Source organism: Arthrobacter sp. TB 26 (assembly GCF_000427315.1).
In the GTDB taxonomy this organism is placed as follows: Bacteria; Actinomycetota; Actinomycetes; order Actinomycetales; family Micrococcaceae; genus Arthrobacter.
Genome location: NZ_AUPJ01000355.1, coordinates 1 through 21,337 on the forward strand (window position 1 = coordinate 1; position 21,337 = coordinate 21,337).

At 66.0% G+C, this 21,337-nt stretch carries 18 protein-coding genes and 2 pseudogenes; 16 read left to right on the top strand and 4 right to left on the bottom strand.

Annotated elements, in window-relative coordinates:
- The 8 genes from K789_RS0113560 to K789_RS0113595 form a co-directional block, all read left to right on the top strand.
- Positions 1-1,027 (top strand): dihydrolipoamide acetyltransferase family protein (locus K789_RS0113560; protein ID WP_024367219.1); only part of this gene is annotated, 1,027 nt, incomplete at its 5' end.
- A 160-nt stretch (positions 1,028-1,187) separates the two neighbouring features.
- Entirely contained in the window at positions 1,188-2,165 is a 978-nt protein-coding gene (locus K789_RS0113565) for a LysR substrate-binding domain-containing protein (protein WP_024367220.1), read from the top strand.
- Entirely contained in the window at positions 2,155-3,255 is a 1,101-nt protein-coding gene (locus K789_RS0113570) for a mandelate racemase/muconate lactonizing enzyme family protein (protein WP_024367221.1), read from the top strand. The genes K789_RS0113565 and K789_RS0113570 overlap by 11 nt, the downstream gene beginning before the upstream one ends.
- Positions 3,256-3,294: 39 nt before the next feature.
- Positions 3,295-3,573, top strand: coding sequence for a muconolactone Delta-isomerase (catC, locus tag K789_RS0113575; protein WP_024367222.1), 279 nt, complete (start codon positions 3,295-3,297; stop codon positions 3,571-3,573).
- Between the two features lie 172 nt (positions 3,574-3,745).
- Positions 3,746-4,594, top strand: a complete 849-nt coding sequence (gene catA / locus K789_RS0113580; protein WP_024367223.1) for a catechol 1,2-dioxygenase — start codon at positions 3,746-3,748, stop codon at positions 4,592-4,594.
- Between the two features lie 158 nt (positions 4,595-4,752).
- Entirely contained in the window at positions 4,753-6,120 is a 1,368-nt protein-coding gene (locus tag K789_RS0113585) for an MFS transporter (RefSeq protein ID WP_024367224.1), read from the top strand.
- A 70-nt stretch (positions 6,121-6,190) separates the two neighbouring features.
- Positions 6,191-6,964: a 1,6-dihydroxycyclohexa-2,4-diene-1-carboxylate dehydrogenase gene (locus tag K789_RS0113590; protein WP_029705061.1), complete on the top strand. Its 774-nt coding sequence runs from the start codon at positions 6,191-6,193 to the stop codon at positions 6,962-6,964.
- Between the two features lie 39 nt (positions 6,965-7,003).
- Positions 7,004-7,588, top strand: a complete 585-nt coding sequence (locus tag K789_RS0113595) for a flavin reductase family protein (RefSeq protein WP_029705062.1) — start codon at positions 7,004-7,006, stop codon at positions 7,586-7,588.
- Between the two features lie 144 nt (positions 7,589-7,732).
- On the opposite strand, the gene K789_RS24085 is transcribed toward K789_RS0113595, so the two are convergent.
- Entirely contained in the window at positions 7,733-8,071 is a 339-nt protein-coding gene (locus tag K789_RS24085; RefSeq protein ID WP_024367227.1) for a hypothetical protein, read from the bottom strand.
- Positions 8,072-8,290: 219 nt separating this feature from the next.
- On the opposite strand from K789_RS24085, the gene K789_RS0113605 reads away from it, so the two are divergent.
- Both K789_RS0113605 and K789_RS23130 read left to right on the top strand, forming a co-directional pair.
- Positions 8,291-9,889: an AMP-binding protein gene (locus K789_RS0113605; protein WP_024367228.1), complete on the top strand. Its 1,599-nt coding sequence runs from the start codon at positions 8,291-8,293 to the stop codon at positions 9,887-9,889.
- Between the two features lie 165 nt (positions 9,890-10,054).
- Positions 10,055-10,381 carry a YegP family protein gene (locus K789_RS23130; RefSeq protein ID WP_024367229.1) on the top strand — a complete coding sequence of 109 codons (327 nt, stop codon included), beginning with the start codon at positions 10,055-10,057 and terminating at the stop codon, positions 10,379-10,381.
- A gap of 131 nt (positions 10,382-10,512) precedes the next feature.
- Here the strand turns inward: K789_RS23130 and K789_RS0113615 are convergent, their stop codons facing one another.
- The 3 genes from K789_RS0113615 to K789_RS0113625 all read right to left on the bottom strand — a co-directional run bounded on the left by K789_RS0113615 (position 10,513) and on the right by K789_RS0113625 (position 12,993).
- Complete coding sequence (locus K789_RS0113615) at positions 10,513-10,944, bottom strand: universal stress protein (protein WP_024367230.1); 432 nt, start codon at positions 10,942-10,944, stop codon at positions 10,513-10,515.
- 52 nt (positions 10,945-10,996) lie between these two features.
- Positions 10,997-12,289, bottom strand: a complete 1,293-nt coding sequence (locus tag K789_RS0113620; protein ID WP_024367231.1) for a PLP-dependent aminotransferase family protein — start codon at positions 12,287-12,289, stop codon at positions 10,997-10,999.
- A 140-nt stretch (positions 12,290-12,429) separates the two neighbouring features.
- Positions 12,430-12,993: an NAD(P)H-dependent oxidoreductase gene (locus tag K789_RS0113625; protein WP_024367232.1), complete on the bottom strand. Its 564-nt coding sequence runs from the start codon at positions 12,991-12,993 to the stop codon at positions 12,430-12,432.
- Between the two features lie 125 nt (positions 12,994-13,118).
- Here K789_RS0113625 and K789_RS0113630 point away from each other — a divergent pair, with 125 nt between their 5' ends.
- The 6 genes and pseudogenes from K789_RS0113630 (at position 13,119) to K789_RS23140 (ending at position 21,242) form a co-directional block, all read left to right on the top strand.
- Positions 13,119-13,715, top strand: a complete 597-nt coding sequence (locus tag K789_RS0113630; RefSeq protein WP_024367233.1) for a TetR/AcrR family transcriptional regulator — start codon at positions 13,119-13,121, stop codon at positions 13,713-13,715.
- A gap of 362 nt (positions 13,716-14,077) precedes the next feature.
- Complete coding sequence (locus tag K789_RS0113635; protein WP_024367234.1) at positions 14,078-15,064, top strand: ABC transporter permease; 987 nt, start codon at positions 14,078-14,080, stop codon at positions 15,062-15,064.
- A 2-nt stretch (positions 15,065-15,066) separates the two neighbouring features.
- Positions 15,067-16,029 carry an ABC transporter permease gene (locus K789_RS0113640; protein ID WP_024367235.1) on the top strand — a complete coding sequence of 321 codons (963 nt, stop codon included), beginning with the start codon at positions 15,067-15,069 and terminating at the stop codon, positions 16,027-16,029.
- Positions 16,026-18,300 (top strand): annotated as a pseudogene (locus K789_RS23135) (dipeptide ABC transporter ATP-binding protein). Before K789_RS0113640 ends, K789_RS23135 begins: the two are co-directional and overlap by 4 nt.
- A 54-nt stretch (positions 18,301-18,354) precedes the next feature.
- Positions 18,355-20,067, top strand: a complete 1,713-nt coding sequence (locus K789_RS0113650; protein ID WP_024367236.1) for an ABC transporter family substrate-binding protein — start codon at positions 18,355-18,357, stop codon at positions 20,065-20,067.
- A 114-nt stretch (positions 20,068-20,181) separates the two neighbouring features.
- Positions 20,182-21,242 (top strand): annotated as a pseudogene (locus K789_RS23140) (Gfo/Idh/MocA family oxidoreductase).
- Positions 21,243-21,337 lie beyond the last annotated feature (95 nt).

Genomic DNA, 21,337 nt, shown 5'->3' on the forward strand with positions numbered 1-21,337 from the left:
GGTCGAGCCTGTGGAGGCGCACGACATCTGGATCAGCCCGGAGGCCGTCGCCCACGCGGAGCGCTCGGCCCCGGCTGATGCAATCGATCAGCGGCCCACCCTCGGCGGCGCCATCACCGGCCTGGTCAGCAGGGTCCTGGCCAAGCCTCCCGTGCGCAAAATCGCCCGCGACCTCGGCATCGATCTGTCCGACGTCGTCCCCACCGGCGCCCGCGGCGAAGTGACCCGCGAGGACCTGGTGAGCTACCAGGCGCAGCGCGACGCCGAGGTGGACAAGGCAGACACCTTCTGGGGCAAGACCGGCCGCCCGCAGGAACAGCGGATCGAGCGGATCCCGGTCAAGGGCGTCCGCAAGGCCACCGCGCGGGCCATGGTCGAGTCCGCCTTCGCCGCCCCGCACGTCAGCATCTTCGTCGACGTCGACGCCAGCCGGACCATGGAGTTCGTCAAGCGGCTCAAGGCCTCCCGTGATTTCGAAGGCATCAAGGTCTCCCCGCTCCTGATCCTGGCGAAGGCGGTCATCTGGGCCGCGGCGCGGAACCCCAGCGTCAACGCGACCTGGGTGGACAACCCGGACGGCAGCGACTCTGCCGAGATCCACGTCAAGCACTTCATGAACCTCGGAATCGCCGCCGCCACGCCGCGCGGCCTGATGGTCCCGAACATCAAGAACGCGCAGGATCTCTCGCTCAAGGAGCTGGCCCTGGCCCTGAACGACCTCGCCACCACCGCCCGGGCCGGGAAGACCCAGCCCGCCCAGATGCAGGGCGGCACACTGACCGTCACCAACATCGGGGCCCTCGGAATCGATACCGGCACGCCGATCATCAATCCCGGCGAGGTGGCGATCGTGGCCTTCGGCACGATCAAGCAGAAGCCCTGGGTCCTTGACGGTGAAGTGATTCCGCGCTGGATCACCACCCTCGGTGGCTCCTTCGACCACCGGGTGGTCGACGGCGACCTCTCGGCACGTTTTATGGCCGACGTCGCCGCGATCCTGGAAGAGCCCGCCCTGCTGCTGGACTGACGTGACGTTCCACACCGCCCCGCGACGGCCTTGGGACCGGGAAGGATTGATATGCAGAACGTCCTAATAGCTGCGAAATAGGTATTTCCCCTTACTCATTCCTGCTCCTAAGCTGGACTGAGCATGGCATTTCGCCTGCTCTGAGCTGCCGGGAGCTTCAATGGAGACGCGTCACCTCAAGTACTTCATTGCCGTCGCCGAGGAGCGCCACTTCGGCCGTGCAGCCAAACGATTGCACATGGCCCAGCCGCCGCTGTCCCAGCAGATCCGGCAGCTTGAGGAACAGCTCGGCACGCCCCTGCTGCTGCGCACGACACGCAGGGTTGACCTCACGCCTGCCGGGCAGGTCCTGCTGGACAGGGGGAGGCTGCTGCTCCAGGAACTGGAGGTTCTCGAGGAGGACGTCAAACAGGTCGGCGCTGGCGCCACCGGCGTCATCCGTGTCGGCTTCACCGGAACTGCCACCTACCGGCTGATGCCCAGCATCGTCCAGGCTGCCCGCCGCACCCTTCCCGGCCTCCGCATCACCGTCCAGGGCGAGATGCTGACACCGCAAATGGAGTCCGCGCTGGAGGAGGGCAGGATCGACGCCGCCGTCCTCCGACCGCCGGTCCGCTCCGGAACGGTGGCGCTCAAGCTGCTCGAACAGGATCAGCTGGTCGCCGCACTCCCGGCCGATTCACCGCTGGCGGACAAGGGGATCCTCGAGCTGGCGGATCTCGCCGGCCAGGACTTCATCGGCTATCCCAGTTACTCCGCCGTCAGCAGCATCGTGGTAGACGCCTGCCGCAAAGCGGGGTTCCAGCCACGGCTCCTGCAGGAGGCGAGGGAAACCTCGACTCTGCTCTCGCTCGTTGCAGCCGGCATGGGGATCGCCCTGGTGCCGATGACGTCCCGGATGTTCTCCTTCCAGGGCGTGGTGTTCCGCCCGCTGCGCAATCCGCCGCCGGTTGACCTCGCCGTCGCGTGGAACCGAGACGCGGAAACGCCCCTGCTGCGCAGCTTCCTGGAACTTTTCGACTCCCTGCCCGCGTCGGGCGCGGGCAAGCAACAGCACCCGCCAGCAGAGCAGCCAGCACAGTCCCTGTCAGAGGCACAGCCCACAGCCGCCGCAAAGGAACCCCGCCGTGAAAATTGAACGCATTGAGGCCATCCCGTATTCGATCCCCTACGCGCGGCCGCTGAAGTTCGCCAGTGGCGAGGTAACGTCCGCGGAGCACGTGCTGGTCCGGATCTACACGGACACCGGGATCTGCGGTATCGCGGACACCCCGCCGAGGCCCTACACCTATGGCGAAACGCAGGATTCGATCGTCTCGGTGGTGACTAAGGTCTTTGCGCCTCAGCTCATCGGGCTGGACCCCCTGGACCGCTCGAAGGTCCAGCAACTGCTCCGCCGCACGGTCAACAACCCGACGGCGAAGGGGGCACTGGACATTGCGCTCTGGGACGTTATCGGTATCTCACTGGGCACTCCGGTCCACAAACTGCTGGGCGGCTTCACCGACAGCATGCGCGTCTCGCACATGCTGGGCTTCAAGCCTGCCGCAGAGCTCCTCGAGGAAGCGCTGCGGTTCCGTGAAACGTACGGCATCAACACCTTTAAGCTCAAGACCGGACGGCGGCCCCTGTCCCTCGACGTCGAGGCTTGCCATGTGCTTCGGGAGGGCCTTGGGGCGGACACCGAGATCTACCTCGACGCCAACCGCGGCTGGACGGCGAACGAGGCCATGGAAGTCCTCCGCCGGACCGAAGGCCTGGGCCTGTCCAGACTGGAGGAGCCGTGCGACGCCGGTGAAGTCCTGGGCCGCAGGCGGCTCGTGCAGAGCTCGAGCATCCCGATCGTGGGCGACGAAAGCGTTCCCACCCTGGGCGACGTCTCCCGGGAACTGCTCTCCGGCGGCAGCAACGCGATCTGCATCAAGACCGCGCGCAGTGGTTTCACCGAAGCCCAGCACATCCTCGGGCTGTGTGAGGGGCTCGGCGTGGACGTCACCATGGGCAACCAGATCGACACCCAGATCGGCAGCCTGGCCACGGTGACATTCGGCGCCGCGTTCGAGGCCACCTCCCGGCGGGCCGGCGAGCTCTCCAACTATCTGGACATGACGGACGACCTGCTGGCCGAGCCGCTCAAAATCAGCGACGGCGCCATCCGGGTCCGCGAGGTCCCCGGCGTCGGCGCTGCCCTCGACGCGGACAAACTGCAAAAGTACCGGCAGGACTAGACCCGTCCTGCTCGCCATCCCAACCGCAAGGAGAACCACATGCTGTACTTGGTCCGCATGGACGTCAACATTCCGCTGGACATGCCCAAGGAACGCGCCGACGCCATCAAGGCGGAGGAGCGGGACTATTCCCAGCAGCTTCAGCGCGACGGACGCTGGGCGCATTTGTGGCGGGTCGTGGGTGAGTACTCCAACTACTCGGTGTTCGACGTAGCGGACAACGACGAGTTGCACAGCCTGCTCTCCGGACTGCCGCTCTTCCCGTTCATGGACATCAAGGTGACACCTCTCGCCAAGCACCCGTCCGCCGTCGAATAGTCCTCACCGCATTCATATCCAAAAGCTTTCAATCAGGCGGAAATAGGTATTTCCCCCCGATCAATTAGGGGCCTACCGTTGAAACAACACCCGATGTGATGCGCAGCACGACGCGCAGCCCTGCGCCCATCGACAAACGTTTTTACCATCGTTCTTTGACAAAGGAGTCACCATGACAACGGAAACTGAAGCCACAGCAGCCTCCTCGGGCGCGGGGGCCACCGCCCGCTTCCGGGAGAACAAGCACATTGCCGCCCACACAAGCCAGGAGCGGGTCAGCACGCTTGCCGGCCGCGTCATCAAGGCCGTCAACGACATCGTCCTCGACGAAAAAGTCACCTACGACGAGTACAACGCCTTCAAGGCCTGGCTCATCCAGGTCGGCGAGGACGGCGAATGGCCGCTGTTCCTGGACGTGTGGGTGGAGCACTCCGTCGAGGAGGTCGCCAACTCCAACCGCCACGGCTCCAAGGGCAGCATCGAGGGACCGTACTACATCCCGGACGCCCCCACACTCAACACCCCGGCCACCCTGCCGATGCGCGACGACGAACCCGGCACCCCGCTGCTGTTCCAGGGCCAGGTCACGAACGTCGACGGGCAGCCGCTCGCCGGAGCACTGATCGAACTCTGGCACGCCGACGACCTCGGCTTCTACTCCCAGTTCGCCCCCGGACTGCCTGAATGGAACCTCCGCGGCTCGATCATCGCCGACGCCCAGGGCAACTTCCAGATCAACACCATGCAGCCCGCGCCGTACCAGATCCCCACCGACGGCGCCTGCGGTGCCCTCATCGCCGCGGCCGGCTGGCACGCATGGCGGCCCGCCCACCTCCACCTGAAGGTGTCGGCCCCGGAGCACCAGCTCATCACCACCCAGCTTTACTTCGAAGGCGACGAGCACGTGGCCGACGACATCGCCTCGGCCGTGAAGCCCGAACTCGTCCTGGCCCCCGCCGAGCGCACCGACGGCAAGGGCCGCGAAGTCACCTACAACTTCGTTCTCGACCCCCAAGACTAGGCCCCTTCCCTGGCCCGGGGCCGGAATCATTCCGCCCCGGGTCCACCCAAGAACCATCCCCACCCCCGCCGTGATGCCGCCTGCCCAAAACAAAGTTGCCGCAGCCGCACGGATCCCGGATCAGCCGGGCCAGAACACCACACGAAAGTGAGTTACCGGTGACTAAACTCGCCTATAACGTCCAGGACGTTATCGACAACACGCCCATGGGATTCAAACGATGGTCCATCATCGTCCTCTGTTTCGTGATTGCATTGCTGGACGGATTCGACACCCAGTCCATTGCATTCATCGGACCCGCGATCGCCGAAGACTTCGGTTTGCAGGCCACTGACATGACCTGGGTGATCACCGCCAGCACCGTTGGCATGTGCGTGGGCGCGATGTCCCTTGGCACCTTCGGGGACCGGATCGGTCGGAAGAAAACCATTCTGCTCGCCCTGGCCCTTTTTGGTGTGTTCTCCCTGGCCGGTGCTTTCGCTCAATCCCTGGAACAGATTGTCATTCTGCGCTTCCTCATTGGCCTCGGCATGGGCGGGGCCACCCCGGCCCTGCTGGCACTGACTGCTGAGTACAGCCCCAAATCCCGCCGCGGCACGTTCATGACTTTGGTGTTGCTCGGCCTGCCCGGCGGCGCGCTGCTCGGCGGGCTTGTGGCGGCGGCATGGCTGCCAGTGATGGGCTGGCGCGGCATCTTCCTGGCCGGCGGCGTACTGCCCCTTGCCATGGTGTTGGTCTGCAGCAGGATGCTCTCCGAATCGCCGATCTTCCTGGCAGCCAAGGGCACCCCCGCAGCCGACGCACAGGCGCGTCAGATCATGGCCTCCATTTCCGGCAGCCCGGTCAGCCCGGACGCCGTGCTCGCGACAAACGACAAAATGGAGGAGCGCAGCTCCGTCGCCGCACTTTTCTCGGCCCGGTACCGGATGGTCACCATCGCAGTCTTCGCCACCTACCTGCTCAATTGGATCGCCTGGTTCCTGCTGCTGCTCTGGATGCCAACCGCACTCAAGATGTTGGGGCTGGCCGGCTCGCAGGCCGCGATGGGAACCGTGACCGTCAACGGTGCGTTCATCCTCTTCGCCATCCCCCTGTCCATCATCCTGCCCAAGGTAAACCCCAGAAAACTGCTGCTGGTCATGTTTGCTGCGGGGATCGTCATCGCGCTGGGCCTGGGGCTGGCCGGCTCCAACTTTGCGCTGGTGTTCGTGCTGATCGGGCTCGCCGGCTTCGGCATCGGCGGCCAGCAGTTGGCGCTGAATTACCTGATCGCTAACGCCTACCCCACTCAACTTCGCGCCACGGCCACCGGCTGGGGCATCGGAATTGGCCGCCTCGGCTCCATCGTGGGCTCTGCTCTCGGCGGGGTCATTCTTACGGGACTCGGCGTCTCCGGTTACTTCATGACACTCGCGGTGCCCCTGGTTCTGGCCGGGCTGGCCACCCTGATGGTCCGTAGCTCGGCAACCAAAGCCACGATCGCGGCGCCGGCGTCAGAGTCCCTGGAACGTGAAGCCATCAGCTAACACGGGCACTTGCCAGTTAGCAAAAGACGCCGAAACGGCTGAAAATCCCAGTAAGAAAGGGCGCATAGCAATGCGTTTTACCGACAAGGTTGTTGTGGTGACAGGCGCCGCCCAAGGGATTGGCGCCGCCGTCGCCCGGAAGATTGCCGCCGAGGGTGGCAGCGTAGTGTTGGCGGACCGCTCGGAGCTGGTCACGGAAGTGTGTGCTGAGCTGACGGCCGGCGATGCGCCCGCACGGTATTTCCTTTGCGATCTGGAAACCTATGCTGGAGCCGCGAACCTGATGGCCTACGCGGTGGAGGAGTTCGGACGGATCGACATCCTGATCAACAATGTTGGCGGCACGATCTGGGCCAAGCCCTACGAGCACTATCAGGAGCACGAGATCGAGGCGGAAGTGCGGCGCTCGCTTTTCCCCACACTCTGGTGCTGCCGAGCCGTGCTGCCTCATATGATCGAGCGGACGGCAGGGGTCATCGTGAACGTCTCCTCGATAGCCACGCGCAGCATCAACCGCGTGCCGTATGCGGCGGCGAAGGGCGGGGTTAATGCACTGACCGCGTCGCTGGCGTTCGAAGCTGCTTCGAACGGTATCCGCGTGGTGGCGACAGCACCCGGCGGCACAGCGGCCCCGCCGCGAAAGGTGCCGCGCAACCCGAACGCCCAGTCCGCCCAGGAAACGACGTGGTATCAGCAGATCGTGGACCAGACCACTGAAAGCACCCTGTTCAAACGGTACGGCACGCTTGACGAGCAAGCCGCCCCGATCTTGTTCATGGCCTCTGACGACGCCAGTTACATCACTGGTGTTGTCCTGCCGGTGGGGGGAGGGGACCTCGGCTAACCCGGATCGCCCCAAACACCCTTCAGAAAGGAGCAGTCGATGACTCAGGCCGTCATAGGAGGCATTGAAAAGCGCGAACTGCGCCATGCCTTCGGCACGTTCGCCACCGGTGTCACGGTGGTCACCACCCGGACGGAAGACGGCGTTCCGCACGGCGCCACCGTCAACGCCTTCGCCGCGGTATCCCTCGACCCGCCTCTTGCCCTGGTTACTCTGACGCGGGCGTCCCGCGCCGCCAGGTATCTGGAAGGTGCCCCGTTCGCCATCAATATCCTCTCCCTCGAACAAATGGACGTGGCCCTGCACTTCGCCGGCAAAGTCCACGACGCGGAACCCGAATGGACTCTGGACGGCAGTGTCCCGGTGCTGACCGGGAACGCCGCCACGCTTGAGTGCCGGCCGTGGAACATCTACGACGGCGGCGACCACATCGTTGTTGTCGGCGAAGTCATCGCCATGGACATCACCAAGCTGGAACCGCTCGTGTTCTACGGCGGTGAGTTCCACGCCATGGGACACCGCGTCGCGGGGGCACAATGGGATCCGTCCGGAGATGCCCCCGAATCGGGCTGGTTCGCCGGGTCCAGCTCCTTTAGACCGCTGCATGCCCCAAAGTCCCTCTAAACGGACGGGCCGACGCCAAGCGACGTTCCCGCCCAGTTGCTCCTGCCCGGACCACGCCGCGCCCGCGGAATTCCGCGGTTCGCCAGCTCGGAAACGGGCTCCGGCACCGAGTAACCGGGCTGGAGCGCCGCAACCGGTGCGGGACTAGGTGCCCGGGTAACCGGAAAGTAACGCGGTCATGCCCGGATCTCCGCTGATCCCGGCCAGGGCGACAGTGGCGGCGACCACCACGCCGGCGAAGCCAGAGGTGCACGCGGCCACCACGGCGAAGAACTTCCAGTCGTCGCGGAGGACACTCCGGACGGTCTCGGGCATGCGGAGGCCCGGGGAGATCATGTTGGGGGCGCTGTCCGTGGAGCCGTCGTCCAGGTATGCGATGACCCGGCCGGCCTGGCGGTCCACGCGCATGGTGCTGATGTGGTTCCCGTGCCGGGCCAGGAGAATGTCGTGGCCCACGAGTTGACGGCGCTGAAGAGCAGGCATTTTCATCCCCTGAACTGTGAAAAGTTGGATGTCCACGCCAGTGGGGGCACTTCCAATTTTATCGCCTGCCCACTGCTGCGGCGGGCCGGAATCCGCGTGAGGCTGCCCACTGGACGTGGTGACGCGGCTCAACCCCGGTCCTGTCCAGGACGGGCTGGCGGCACTAGAGTGGCACCAGCCGCCGCCAGCCGGGCGGACGCGGATCAAAGGAGATGTTGCGTGTTCTCGAGCCCGTTCCCCGATGTGGAAATTCCCGACGTGAGCCTGTACGAGTACCTCTTTGGTGGCCTGGAGGAGGCCGAACTGGACCGGATCGCCCTCGTCGACGGCGTGAGCGGCGCGGAGACGGACTACCGCACACTCGTGGCGCAGACCAATGCCCTGGCCGGAGCCGTTGCGGCCCAGGGCCTGGGCGTCCACGGCGTCGCGGCGATCCTGTGCCCGAACGTCCCGGCCTTCGCCGTCGTCTTCCACGGGCTGCTGCGGGCCGGCGCGACCGTCACCACCGTCAACTCCCTGTACACAGCAGACGAGATCGCCCTCCAACTGGCCGACGCCGGCGCGGAGTGGCTGTTCACCGTCTCCGCCTTGCTCCCCGCCGCCCGGGAAGCTGCCGCCCGGGCCGGGATCCCGGCCGACCGGCTGGTCGTCCTCGACGGCGCCGACGGCCACCCCTCGCTGCGGGACCTGCTGACCGCCGGCGCCCCGGCGCCCGATATCAGCTTCGATTCCTCCACCCACGTCGCCGTGCTGCCGTACTCCTCAGGTACCACCGGCCGGCCCAAGGGCGTCATGCTCAGCCACCGGAACCTGATCGCGAACGCCGAGCAGTCCCGCGGCCTGCTCAAGGTCACTCCCGAGGACCGCCTGCTGGCGCTGCTGCCGTTCTTCCACATCTACGGGCTGACCGTGCTGCTGAATCTGGCGCTGCGGCAGCGGGCGTGCCTGGTCACGATGCCGAAGTTTGAGCTGGCCGAGTTTCTGCGGATCATCCAGGACCAGAAATGCAGCTACCTGTTCATCGCGCCGCCGGTGGCCGTGGCCCTGTCCAAGCACCCGATGGTTGCCGACTACGATCTCAGCTCCGTGCACACCACACTTTCCGGGGCCGCGCCGCTCGACGGCGCGCTTGGCACGCAGCTCGCCGAACGACTTGGCTGCCGCGTGCTGCAGGGCTACGGCATGACTGAGATGAGCCCCGTGTCCCACCTGATCCCGGTGGATGCCACCGACGTGCCCGTCAGCTCGGTGGGCTACACCGTTCCGAACATGGACTGCCGTCTGGTGGATCCGGCAACGGGGGAGGAGATTGAGGTCCCGCCGGAAGGCGTCAGCGCCCCCGGACACCTGCTGTGCCGCGGGCCGAACGTGATGCTCGGCTACCTCAACCGGCCCGAGGAAACGACGGACACCCTTGACGCCGACGGCTTCCTGCATACCGGGGACATTGCCACCGTCCGCGCCGACGGCGTGGTCACGATCGTGGACCGGCTCAAGGAACTGATCAAATACAAGGGCTACCAGATCGCACCGGCGGAACTTGAGGCGCTGCTCCTCACCCACCCCGGCATCGCGGATGCCGCGGTGATCGGAACGCCCGACGCCGACGGACAGGAAGTGCCGATGGCCTTTGTGGTGCGCCAGCCCGGGGACGAGGGCGGGCGGCTCGACGAGGCCGCGGTCATGGACTACGTGGCGGCCAAGGTGGCGCCCTTCAAGAAGATCCGCCGGGTCGAGTTCATCGACGCCGTGCCGAAGTCCTCCTCCGGCAAAATCCTGCGCCGGATGCTCAAGACAGCAGGGGCAGCGGCCGGGTAGGCCCGGGAACAGGCGGACTCTGGATGCCGGGAGCGGGGCGTGGAGCAGCCAAATCGGTGCAGCAGACGACGATTGTGACGCAGCGAATCCCGGGAGTCTTTCCCGGATGCGTATAGTCAGGAGGAGGTCAGGACGCGGCCTTAGGAACCTCATCGTGGAGCTATCATGCCAAAGATTTCCCCCGTCCTGCTTCCCGCCGCCAAACTCGCACACGCTTTTCGGGCCGTCCCGCGCGTGCCGGAGCCGGCCGGGTCCGGCGCCGTTCAGGTCGCTGAAGTCCGCAGCCCTTCGACGCCCGGCAAGTTCGAGCTCGTCCGAGCTGAGGGGGGCGGGTACCTCATCCGGATCCTTGACGGGAGCGGGGCCGTGCTGGCACTCTCCCGGACCTACCAGGACAAAACGGCTGCGGTGAGGGGTGTCGAGGCCGTGCGGGAATGCGCTGCCACATCACATATCTCGGACCAGACGGCCCGGACGCCGCCGCTTCCGTAACGGGTCGCCACGACCGCCGCCACGCGAATCCCTGGCCGGTGGGTGCCGATCACCATTGGGGGTGACCGGATGCCGCCGGCGGGTGCCAGGGAAACCCCGTCACTGCCAGCGCGGACGGCCGTGGCACGTGCCTATTCGGAGGCGTCGGTCTTAGCGATGTAGACGTCGCAGGGTGCATTGTGGGCCACGGAGTTGGCAACGCTTCCGAGTACGCGGCCCAGTCCTTTCATCCGCCGGTTGCCGACCACGATCAGCCGGGCCCCGGTGCGGGCGGCTTCGTCGATCAGCGCCTCGGCCGGTTTCCCGCGGGCAGCGGCGTAGGTAACGTTCACGGCGGGCGTGCGGAGGCTGTCGGCGACGCCTCGGGCGACCTTCTCGGCGTCGCCCGCGTCGGAGACAATCCACTTGTCGCTGCCGCTGCCGTAGACCTCGGTCCTGTCGCTGTCGAACGCGCTCACCACATGCAGGGTCGCCCCGAGCGAGGCGGCCAGGTCAAGCGCGGTGTGCGCGGCTTTCAGGGCAGTTTCGCTGCCATCGACGCCGACAACAATAATTCCGGTCATGAATGCTCCTTGAGGTCAATGCACGTCTGCGGCCATGCGCCATTGGTTCAGGCTACCGCGCCGCGATGGCTTCCAGCAGGACCGGGGCCAGCCGGCGGACTCCTTCGCGGATGGACTCCGGCGGAACAGCGCTGAAAGCCAGCCGGATCTTGTTGGACGGTTCGTCGGAATGTGTAAAGGCCGCGCCCGGAATAAAGACCACCCCGGCATCGATTGCTTTCTTCAACAGCGGGTAGGTGTCCACGCCCTCGGGCAGCGTGACCCAGACGAAGAATCCACCCTCGGGACGGGTCCAGCTAAGGCCCGGCGGCATGTACTCGTCGAGGGCGGCCAGCATCGCATTGCAGCGCTCCTGGTACAGGCCCCGGTAGGTCTCGATCTGGCCGCGCCAGTCGTAGTCCCGGAGGTAGGCGGAGACCAGCATCTGGTTGAGGGTCGGCGGGCAGAGGGTGACAGCCTCCGAAGCCAGGTAGTAGCGGCGCTGGAGGTGCGCCGGGACGAGCGCCCAGCCGATCCGCAGCCCCGGTGCGAAGATTTTGGAGAAGGACCCCATATAGATCACGTCGTCGGCGTTGTTGGCCCGCAGCGGGATGAGTGGCTTGCCGTCAAACCGGAGCAGCCCGTACGGGTTGTCCTCCAGGACCAGAATATTCCCATTGCGGCATATGTCGACGACCTGTTGCCGCCGCTCCGTCGACAGCGTAATACCGGAGGGGTTGTTGAAGCTCGGGATTGTGTACAGGAACTTGATGGTCTTTCCTGCTGTCTGCAGGGCCGCGATCTTGGCCTCGAGGAGGTCCGGGATGATGCCGTCCGCGTCCATCGGCACCGTGGCGACCTGGACCTGGTAGGCCTCGAACGTGTTGAGGGCGCCCACGTAGGTGGGGTCCTCGACGAGCACGACGTCGCCGGGGTTGCAGAAGACCTTGGTCGCAACATCCTGCGCTGACTGGGAACCCGCGGTGATGACGACGTTCTCAGGTTTGGCGTCCAGGATTCCTTCCGCGGCCATAACTTCGCAGATCTGGGTGCGGAGTTCCTCGGTGCCCTGCCCGCCGCCGTACTGCAGCGCGGTCATTCCCTGTTCGGCGATGATCTTTGCGGCCGTCTGGCCGAGCCGTTCCAGCGGCAGTGACTGGAGGTACGGGCTTCCGCCGGCCAGTGAGACGAGGCCGGGGCGCATCGAGATGTCGAAGACGTCGCGGACTGCCGATTGCTTGATATTTGCTGCGCGCTCCGAGAACAGTTCCTCGTGGCGGTGGGCGGACGTAGCCGCACGTTCGATTGCGTCAATTGCCTCGGCCGGAAGTACTTCTGCGGCGGCATCAAGTGTTTCGTGGGTCACATCACACAGAATACAACCCATGTTGCCAATGAGGAAACCTTTGTTTTCAAAGTCGCGTACAGGTCGCGCAAAAGTTTCCGGACGCAGAACACCCCCGGCCGCTGGAAGGCGGCCGGGGGTGTCCGGCGAACAGCAGGAACCTACGCTGCGGCGACCGTGCGGGATTCTTCCAGTGCGTCGAAGACAGCCTTGATCTGCTCCACGACCTCGGCGTCGTCCTTCGGGTGAACCTCCGCGAAGCGGACCATGGAGCCCGGGACGGCCAGCTTGACGTCCTCGAGGACCCGGGCGCCGGCGATGCCGACGGCCTTGCGGGCCTCATCCTGGGCCCAGACTCCGCCGAACTGGCCGAAGGCGGTCCCGACGACGGCGGTCGGCTTGCCGGTGAGGGCGCCGGCACCGTACGGGCGGGACAGCCAGTCGATGGCGTTCTTCAGTGATGCGGGGACCGTGCCGTTGTGCTCGGGGGTAACCAGGAGCAGGGTGTCGGCGTCGTTCGCGGCGGCACGGAGGGCGGCTGCGGCGGCGGGAACCTGGCCTTCTATGTCGATGTCCTCGTTGTAGAACGGGATGTTGCCGAGGCTCTCGTGGATGAGGACCTCAACCTGCTCCGGGGCGTTCAGCTGGATGGCTTCGGCGAGCTTCTGGTTGGTGGATTCGGCGCGCAGGCTGCCGACCAGGGTGAGAACGGTGTTCTTGGACATGGGAACTCCTAGATGTCGCGCCGCGGATGCTCTGCGGCTGGCTGATCATGTGAGGCTGTTGCCGGCCTTCACTGGTCAAAACGGACTGCGGTCCGCTTCTATTCCCCGGGGCTAGAATGTGCCGTGTGAGCTTAATCCCCATCCGCCCGGGCGTGGAGTCCGAACGCCGCGACGCCGCCCGGAACCGTGAACTGCTCCTCCGGGCTGCCCGCGAGCTCATCGAGGAGTGCGGGGCGGACGGCCTGACGATGGGCACCCTCGCGCAGCGTGCCGGCGTGGGCAAGGGGACGGTGTTCCGGCGGTTCGGCAGCAGGGCGGGGCTCATGATGACGCTGCTGAGCGACGCGGAGGCCGCGTTCCAGGGGCGATTTATGTTCGGCCCGCCGCCGCTGGGCCCCGGCGCTGCGCCCCTGGAGAGGCTCATCGCCTTCGGCGAGGAGCGCATCGCCTGGGTCCTGGAATTCGGCGAGCTGGCCCGGGCCGCGGACGTGTCGGCCTACAACCGGTTCGACGTGCCGGCAGCCGTGCTCTGGCACCGGCATCTGGAGATGCTGCTGCGGGAAGCGGGCGTGACCGCGGATCCGTGGCTGATGGCCACCTCGCTGAGTGCCGTCCTGGAGCCGGAGCGGATCCTGCATGCCGTCCGGGTGCACCAGGTTGCCCCGGAACGCCTCGCGGCCTCCTGGCGGGAGCTCGTCTCGCGCGTGGTGCGCGGGGCTTAGCTCCGACCGACTCCCTGCCGGACGGGAGCAAATCAATTCCCCGGAATTATTCATAACGATCTGATACCCGACTCGCGGAATGCCGGGAGCCGGGGCGTCCGGCGGCAGTGTCTATGTGATAGTTTCCTCTGGAATGTGACCCGCAACATAGTCCACGTGGACTTGCCGAAAGGCCTGCGGGTGGCCAGATACCCGCTGGCCCAGATCCCGGATCGGCAGCGGTAACCCCCCTGCCGGATGGGGACTACGGAAGGATCAAGCTGTGAATCTTGTCAAGAATCCTGCGCGCGGCGGGGCGGTTTCAGCACCTCCGGCAGCGGCGGGCACCGCAACGGCAACGGCAATCCCGAACTAGTCGTCCCATGCTCCGATACCTCGCCAAACGTGCCATCACGTACGTCTTCATGATCTTCCTGACCACCACCGCCGGGTACTTCCTGGCCGTGAACACCCTGCAGCCAGCGCTGCTGGAGCAGGAGCGGATCCCGCGGCCCACGCCTGAGCAGGTGGCCAACTCCTTCCGGCTCAAGGGCCTCGACCCGGAGCTCAGCGCGTGGGATCGCTACGTTGAGTGGCTCACGGCGATCGTCACCCGCTGGGATTGGGGCCGCAGTCCCAACGGCGCGTTCATCAACGCCGAATTCGGCGACCGGGTCTGGATCTCGACCCGGCTGTTCCTGGCTTCCATCATCCTGACCCTGATCATCGGCGTCGCCCTGGGTGTGTACACGGCAGCCCGGCAGTACAAGGCCTCGGACCGGGTCATCACGTCCTACAGCTACCTCGTGTACATCGTGCCCGCGCCGATCGCCTACTTCCTGGTGCAGCTCGGTGCCATTAACATCAACGAGACGGTGGGCGAACGCATCTTCTTCGTCACGGGCATCTCCACCCCGGGGATGGAGGGCGGCGGCTGGGCGCAATTCGTCGACATGCTGGCCCACTACGCGGTGCCGACCTTCGCGATCACGATCGTGGGGTGGGGCACGTACCAGATCGCCCAGCGGCAATATCTCCTGGACAACGTCAACGCCGACTTCGTCCGGACGGCGCGGGCCAAGGGGCTGACCCGCAACCAGGCCATCAGCCGGCACGCCCTGCGGGTGTCCTTCATCCCCGTGGCGCAAAGCATCGCTTTCACCATCCCGGCCATTTTCGCCGGCGGCTTCTTCGCCGAAAAGATCTTCGCCTGGCACGGCGTCGGCTCCTGGAGCATCGACGCCATCGCCCTGCAGGACGTCAACGCCGCGACGGCGACCCTCGCCTACGGCTCCGTGATCTTCGCGATCGGCGCGATCCTCGCGGACTTCGCCACCACGCTGGTCGACCCGAGAGTGCGGGTGCAGTAAGCATGACAAACCTCAACACCGTCGACCCGGCCGCCGTCGCCGACGAGGCGAAGATCGAAAACAACGACGTCGTCATCGCGAAGTCCTCGATCATCCTCCGCCGCTTCCTGCGCAACAAGACAGCCGTCGTCGGCCTGGTCATCTTCCTGGCCCTGACCCTGTTCTCCTTTGTGGGCGGCTTCTTCACCAGCTGGGACAAGGAGACGATCGACCCGTTCAACATCGGCATGCCGCCGTCGGCCGAGCACCTGCTGGGCACTTCCCAGGCCGGAATCGACCTCTACGCCCTGACCGTGGAGGGCACCCGGATCTCGATCCTGATCGGCCTCGTCGTCGGCCTCGTCTCGGTGCTGATCGCCGCCGTGTACGGCTGCACCATGGCCTACTTCGGCGGGAAGGTGGACAAAGTCATGCTGTTCATCCTCGAAGCCCTGATCATGATGCCGGCCCTCCTGGTGGTCGCCGTGGCCACGAGCGGCGGCGGCAACGGCTTGCAGAAGTCCCTGCCCAGCTGGCTCCTGCTGATCATCGTCCTGCTGGTCTTCAGCTGGATGGGCACCGCCCGGCTCATCCGCTCGCTCTCGATGTCCCTCATGACGCGAGACTTCGTCAAGGCGGCCCAGTACATGGGGATTCCGCCGCGGCGCATCGTCTGGCGGCACCTCGTTCCGAACATCGGCTCGCTGCTGGTCCTGGACATCACCCGCGGCATCACCGGCGCGATCCTGGCCGAGGTTGCGTTTTCCTTTATCGGCATCGGCATCAAGGTCCCGGACGTCAGCCTGGGTGTGCTGATCGGCCAGGCCACCTCGCAGGTCTCCACGTTCCCGTGGATGTTCTGGGTCCCGTTGACCGTCATGTTCCTGCTGACCGGGTCGCTCGCCATGATGAACGACGGCCTGCGTGACGCGTTCGATCCCAGCTCCAGCTCCGTCGGCAGCGCCAAGAAGAAGAAGGCCCCATGAGCCACGAAATGACTGCCAGCCCCGGATCCGCCGACCTCTCCGCGGCCGAGCGCCTGCACGTCGCCGGGCTGCACGCCGCAGGTGATGCCCCGGCGGATGCCGTGCTCTCCGTGCGGGACCTGAACGTCCGCTTCAATACGGAAAACGGGGTGGTGCACGCCGTCCGCGGCATCGACTTCGACCTCCGCGCCGGCAAGACGCTGGGCATTGTGGGCGAGTCCGGCTCCGGGAAGTCCGTCACGTCCATGGCCATCATGGGCCTCTTGCCCCCGACGGCGGAGATCACCGGTTCGGTCCGGCTCCAGGGCAAGGAACTGCTGGGACTCAGCGACAAGGCCATGTGCCGGTTCCGCGGCAACGACATCGCCATGGTCTTCCAGGACCCGCTGTCTTCCCTGACGCCGGTCTACACGGTCGGCAACCAGATCATCGAGGCGCTCACGGTCCACAACCCGACCATGAGCAAGCAGGCCAAGGAAGCGCGCGCCGTCGAGCTTCTCGGCATGGTGGGTATCCCCAGCCCGAAGGACCGGCTCAAGGCCTTCCCGCATGAGTTCTCCGGCGGCATGCGCCAGCGCGTTATGATCGCCATCGCGATCGCCAACAACCCGCGCGTGCTGATCGCCGATGAGCCGACGACGGCGCTCGACGTCACCATCCAGGCTCAGGTCCTCGAGGTACTCCACACCGCGCAGGAGGAAACCGGCGCCGCCGTCGTCATGATCACCCACGACCTTGGGGTCGTCGCCGGGATGGCCGACGACATCATGGTGATGTATGCCGGCAAGCCGGTGGAGACCGGCAGCGTCGACGACATCTACTACAACCCGCGGATGCCGTACACGATGGGCCTGCTGGGTGCCGTGCCGCGCGTTGACGTCGCCGAAAAGTCCTCGCTGGTGCCGATCGAGGGCATCCCGCCGAACCTTATCCACACCCCCACAGGCTGTTCATTCGCGCCGCGCTGCCCGCTGGCCAGCGAAGCCTGCCTGCAGGGCGAACCGGAGCTGTGGCCCGTCGCCGGGGACAACCCGGAGGGCGGNCCTGCCGCACCAGGCCGCCTGCATCAAGACCGATTCCCTGGGCCTGGAGGTGGACGTCCGCGAGGTCTTCCGGGCTCCGGCCGTTCCGGTGTCACGCTTTGACGCGATCCCGCGCGAAGAGCGCCGGACCGTGCTGGAGCTCAGGGACGTCAGGAAGCACTTCCCCCTGATGAAGGGTGCCCTGCTCAAGCGCCGGATCGGAACCGTCAAGGCAGTCGACGGGCTGAGCTTCGACATCCGCGAGGGCGAGTGCTTCTCCATCGTCGGCGAGTCGGGCTGCGGCAAGACCACCACCCTGCTGGAAATCATGGAGTTCCACAAGGACCAGGACGGCGAGGTGGTCATCGGCGGCCTCAGCAACAAGGAAGCCTCCGACGCCCGGACCAAGAGCGCCATGCGCAAGGAACTCCAGATGGTGTTCCAGGACCCCACGGGCGCCCTCGACCCGCGCTTCACCGTCTTTGAGGTACTGTCCGAGCCGCTCGAGAATGCGGGCATGGCCAAGCCCCGGATCAGGGAGCGGATCATGGAGTTGATGGAGCTTGTGGGCCTCCAGCCGGACCACGTCAACCGCTTCCCCAACCAGTTCTCCGGCGGCCAGCGCCAGCGCATCGGCATTGCCCGGGCCCTCGCCGTGAACCCCAAACTGGTGGTCCTGGACGAGCCGGTGTCGGCCTTGGACGTGTCGGTCCAGGCCGGAGTCATCAACCTGCTGGACCAGCTCCGTGCAGAACTCGGGCTGAGCTACCTGATGGTGGCCCACGACCTGTCCGTGGTGCGGCACATCTCCAACCGCGTGGCCGTGATGTATCTGGGCAAGATCGTGGAAATCGGCGACGTGGACAGCGTCTTCGACAACCCGCGCCACCCCTACACCCGGGCACTGCTTTCCGCGATTCCGGTCCCGGACCCTGTGCTGGAACGCACCCGGGAACGCATCATCCTGCAGGGGGACCTGCCCTCGCCGCTCGAAGCCCCCAAGGGCTGCAACTTCGCCACCCGCTGCCCGGTCTTCGCGGCATTGCCGCCGGCCAAGCAGGAGAAATGCCTGACCCTGGAACCCGGGCTGGCAACCGTCACGGCGTCACCGGACACCGTGCGCGCCGGAGACCCGGCGGCTACCGGCCGCCGGGCAGCCCCCGCGGCCCCCACAGACCAGCAATTCGCCTGTTTCTACCCGGACGGCGAACTGGACGCGGACATGCTCGTTGTCCACGAAACCACCTGACCTACCAGTCACACGCATCACAACTTGCACGAAAAATGGAATGAAGGGGAACACATGAAGAATCTGACCAAGATCGGCGGCGTTACCGCCGTCGTTGCAGCGCTTGCGCTGACCGCTTGTGGCGGTGGCGGCGGCGCCGCAAAGGGTCCCGAGGCCGCCAAGGGCCAGGACGCGGGAAGTGACCTGGCCAAGCTGGTCAGCATCAACGCGAAGGACGCCAAGGACCTGCAGCCGGGCGGCACCGTCACCCTGCCGCTGGGCAACATCGGTCCGGACTTCAACGGTTTCTCCAACAACGGCAACAGCGCGGACAACACCGCCCTGCACCGCCCGATCGACCAGGCCGGCACCTGGGGCTGCTGGAACTTCGACTTCGACGGCACCGCCACGCCGAACAAGGATTTCTGCGAAGACGTCAAGAGCGAGGTCAAGGACGGCAAGCAGACCATCACCATCAAGGTGAACGAGAAGGCCAGCTACAACGACGGCACCCCGATCGACGTTAAGGCCTTCGAAAACACCTGGAACATGCTCAAGGGTGAAAACAAGGACATCGACATCGTCAGCTCCGGCGCGTACGAGTTCGTTGAGTCCGTCAAGGCCGGCTCCAGCGCCAAGGAAGTCATTGTCACCACCACCCAGCCGGTCTACCCGCTGGACGCCCTCTTCACCGGCCTGGTCCACCCGGCCGTGAACACCCCGGCGATCTTCAACGAAGGCTTCACCGGCGACATGCACCCGGAGTGGATGGCCGGACCGTTCAAGCTGGACCAGTACGACGGCGCCGCCAAGACGGTCACCCTCGCCCAGAACGACAAGTGGTGGGGCACCAAGCCGGTCCTGGAAAAGGTGGTCTTCCGCCAGCTTGAGAGCAGCGCCGCCATCGCAGCCTTCAAGAACGGTGAAATCGATGGTGTTTCCGCAAACACCATCACCCCGTACAAGCAGCTTGACGGCACCAAGGACTCCGAGATCCGCCGCGGCCAGCGCCTCTTCGCCGGTGGCCTGAACCTCAACGCGCAGAAGGCGCCGATGACCGACGTCGCCATCCGCAAGGCGATCTTTACCGCCGTCGACCGCGAGGCACTGCGCAAGGTCCGCTTCAACGGCCTGAACTGGGAAGAAACCAGCTCCGGATCGATGATGCTGCTGCCGTTCTCCAAGTACTACCAGGACAACTATCCCGTTAAGGAAACCGGCGCCGAAGCCGCCAAGAAGGTCCTCACCGACGCCGGCTACAAGGCCAACGCCGCAGGCATCATGGAGAAGGACGGCGTCCCCGCGGCCTTCAAGATCAGCAACTTCGGTGACGATCCCACCACCCTGGCCTTCACGCAGACCCTGCAGAACCAGCTCAAGGCCGGCGGCATGGATGTCGGCATCGACCAGCGCGCTTCTGCCGACTTCGGCAAGGTCCTGGGCAGCCGCGACTTCTTCATGAGCGTCTCCGGCTACACCGTAGGCCCCGACGCGACCGACGCCGTCAAGCAGTTCTACGATTCCAAAACGAACGAGAACGAACTGGGCGACGCCGAACTGGACGCCGAGATCAAGAAGCTCTCCACCATCGCCGACAACGCCGAGCGCAACAAGGCTGCCATGGAAGTTGAAAAGAAGCACATGGAGAAGTACTTCTCCATGGGTGTTGTGATGAACGGTCCGCAGATCTCCTTCGTGCGCACCGGCCTGGCCAACTACGGCCCGTCCCTGTTCAAGAGCCTGTCCCAGGTTCCGGACTGGACCACCCTCGGCTGGGAAAAGAAGTAGTCCCCCGCTAAGCAGCTCCACTAACAGCGAAGGCCGGCACTCCCGAATCAGCGGGGTGCCGGCCTTCGCTGTTTAACCGGGGACTCAGGGCGTGCGCGGGGGTAGCGTGGAGCCATGACAACCGATTCCACCCGGCCCATCCGCACGGCCGTCGCCGGCTTCGGCCTCTCGGGCAGCGTCTTCCATGCCCCGCTGCTGGCGGCCGACCCCGCTTTTTCCGTCGCGGTGATCTCCACTTCCGACGCCGGCAGGCAGGCAGCCGCATCCGCCCGCTACCCCGGCGCCCGGATCGTCGACACCCCGGCGGACATTCTTGGGCTCGCCGGCGAACTGGACCTGCTGGTCCTTGGCACCCCTCCGACCACCCACTACCCGCTCGCGNAGGCCGCGCTGGAAGCCGGGCTCGACGTCGTCGTCGACAAGCCGTTTGCCGTGCGCAGCGCAGAAGGGGAGGAGCTCATCGGGCTCGCCGCCCGGCTGGGCCGCGTGCTCACCGTCTTCCAGAACCGGCGCTGGGACGGCGACTACCTGACCGTCCGCGGCCTGCTGGACAGCGGCGTCCTCGGCACCGTGACGCGGTTCGAGTCCCGCTTCGAACGCTGGTCCCCGGACGTCGCCAAAGCCTGGAAGGCGGCCGCGACGGCCGACGACGGCGGCGGGGTCCTGTTTGACCTTGGCACCCACCTGCTGGACCAGGCCGTACAGCTGTTCGGCCCCGCCACGGTCACCCACGCCGAACTGGAGGCACGGCGGCCAGGGGAGAAGACCGACGACGACGTCTTCCTCGCCTTGCGGCACGCATCCGGCGTGACCAGCCATCTGTGGATGAACATGCTCTGCGCCCAGCAGGGGCCGCGCTTCCGGCTTTTGGGCAGCGCAGGCGGTTTTACGAAGCACGGCGTGGACCCGCAGGAGCCGTTCATCGTGGCCGGCGGCAGCCCGCTCGACCCCGACTACGGCGTCGAGGACCGCGACTGGGCCGGGTTGCTCGGGCGGGACGGCCACCTGGACCGGCTGCCCACCGAGCGGGGCGCCTACCCGGAGTTCTACCGGATCCTGGCGGAGAAGATCAACGACGGCGGCGCCNCGCCGCCTCGGCGCTGCCCGTCCCGGTGGATCCGGCAGGCCCGGTGGACGTGCTGCGGCTGATCGAGCAGGCCCGGGCCCTGGGTTAAACAGCAATCGACTGCTCCCCACCGGCCCCCTCGCCTCGCAAGCTCGGCCAGGGAACCCTGCCGGCGTGGGCCCAACCGCCGTTTTGGGGGTCCAA

Bases quoted from the DNA above. Each gene is read 5' to 3' on its own strand.
- K789_RS0113565 (WP_024367220.1), top strand. From the start codon at position 1,188: ATGGAGACGCGTCACCTCAAGTACTTCATTGCCGTCGCCGAGGAGCGC.
- catC (WP_024367222.1), top strand. From the start codon at position 3,295: ATGCTGTACTTGGTCCGCATGGACGTCAACATTCCGCTGGACATGCCC.
- catA (WP_024367223.1), top strand. From the start codon at position 3,746: ATGACAACGGAAACTGAAGCCACAGCAGCCTCCTCGGGCGCGGGGGCC.
- K789_RS0113590 (WP_029705061.1), top strand. From the start codon at position 6,191: ATGCGTTTTACCGACAAGGTTGTTGTGGTGACAGGCGCCGCCCAAGGG.
- K789_RS0113595 (WP_029705062.1), top strand. From the start codon at position 7,004: ATGACTCAGGCCGTCATAGGAGGCATTGAAAAGCGCGAACTGCGCCAT.
- K789_RS24085 (WP_024367227.1), bottom strand. From the start codon at position 8,071: ATGCCTGCTCTTCAGCGCCGTCAACTCGTGGGCCACGACATTCTCCTG.
- K789_RS23130 (WP_024367229.1), top strand. From the start codon at position 10,055: ATGCCAAAGATTTCCCCCGTCCTGCTTCCCGCCGCCAAACTCGCACAC.
- K789_RS0113615 (WP_024367230.1), bottom strand. From the start codon at position 10,944: ATGACCGGAATTATTGTTGTCGGCGTCGATGGCAGCGAAACTGCCCTG.
- K789_RS0113625 (WP_024367232.1), bottom strand. From the start codon at position 12,993: ATGTCCAAGAACACCGTTCTCACCCTGGTCGGCAGCCTGCGCGCCGAA.
- K789_RS0113635 (WP_024367234.1), top strand. From the start codon at position 14,078: ATGCTCCGATACCTCGCCAAACGTGCCATCACGTACGTCTTCATGATC.
- K789_RS0113640 (WP_024367235.1), top strand. From the start codon at position 15,067: ATGACAAACCTCAACACCGTCGACCCGGCCGCCGTCGCCGACGAGGCG.
- K789_RS0113650 (WP_024367236.1), top strand. From the start codon at position 18,355: ATGAAGAATCTGACCAAGATCGGCGGCGTTACCGCCGTCGTTGCAGCG.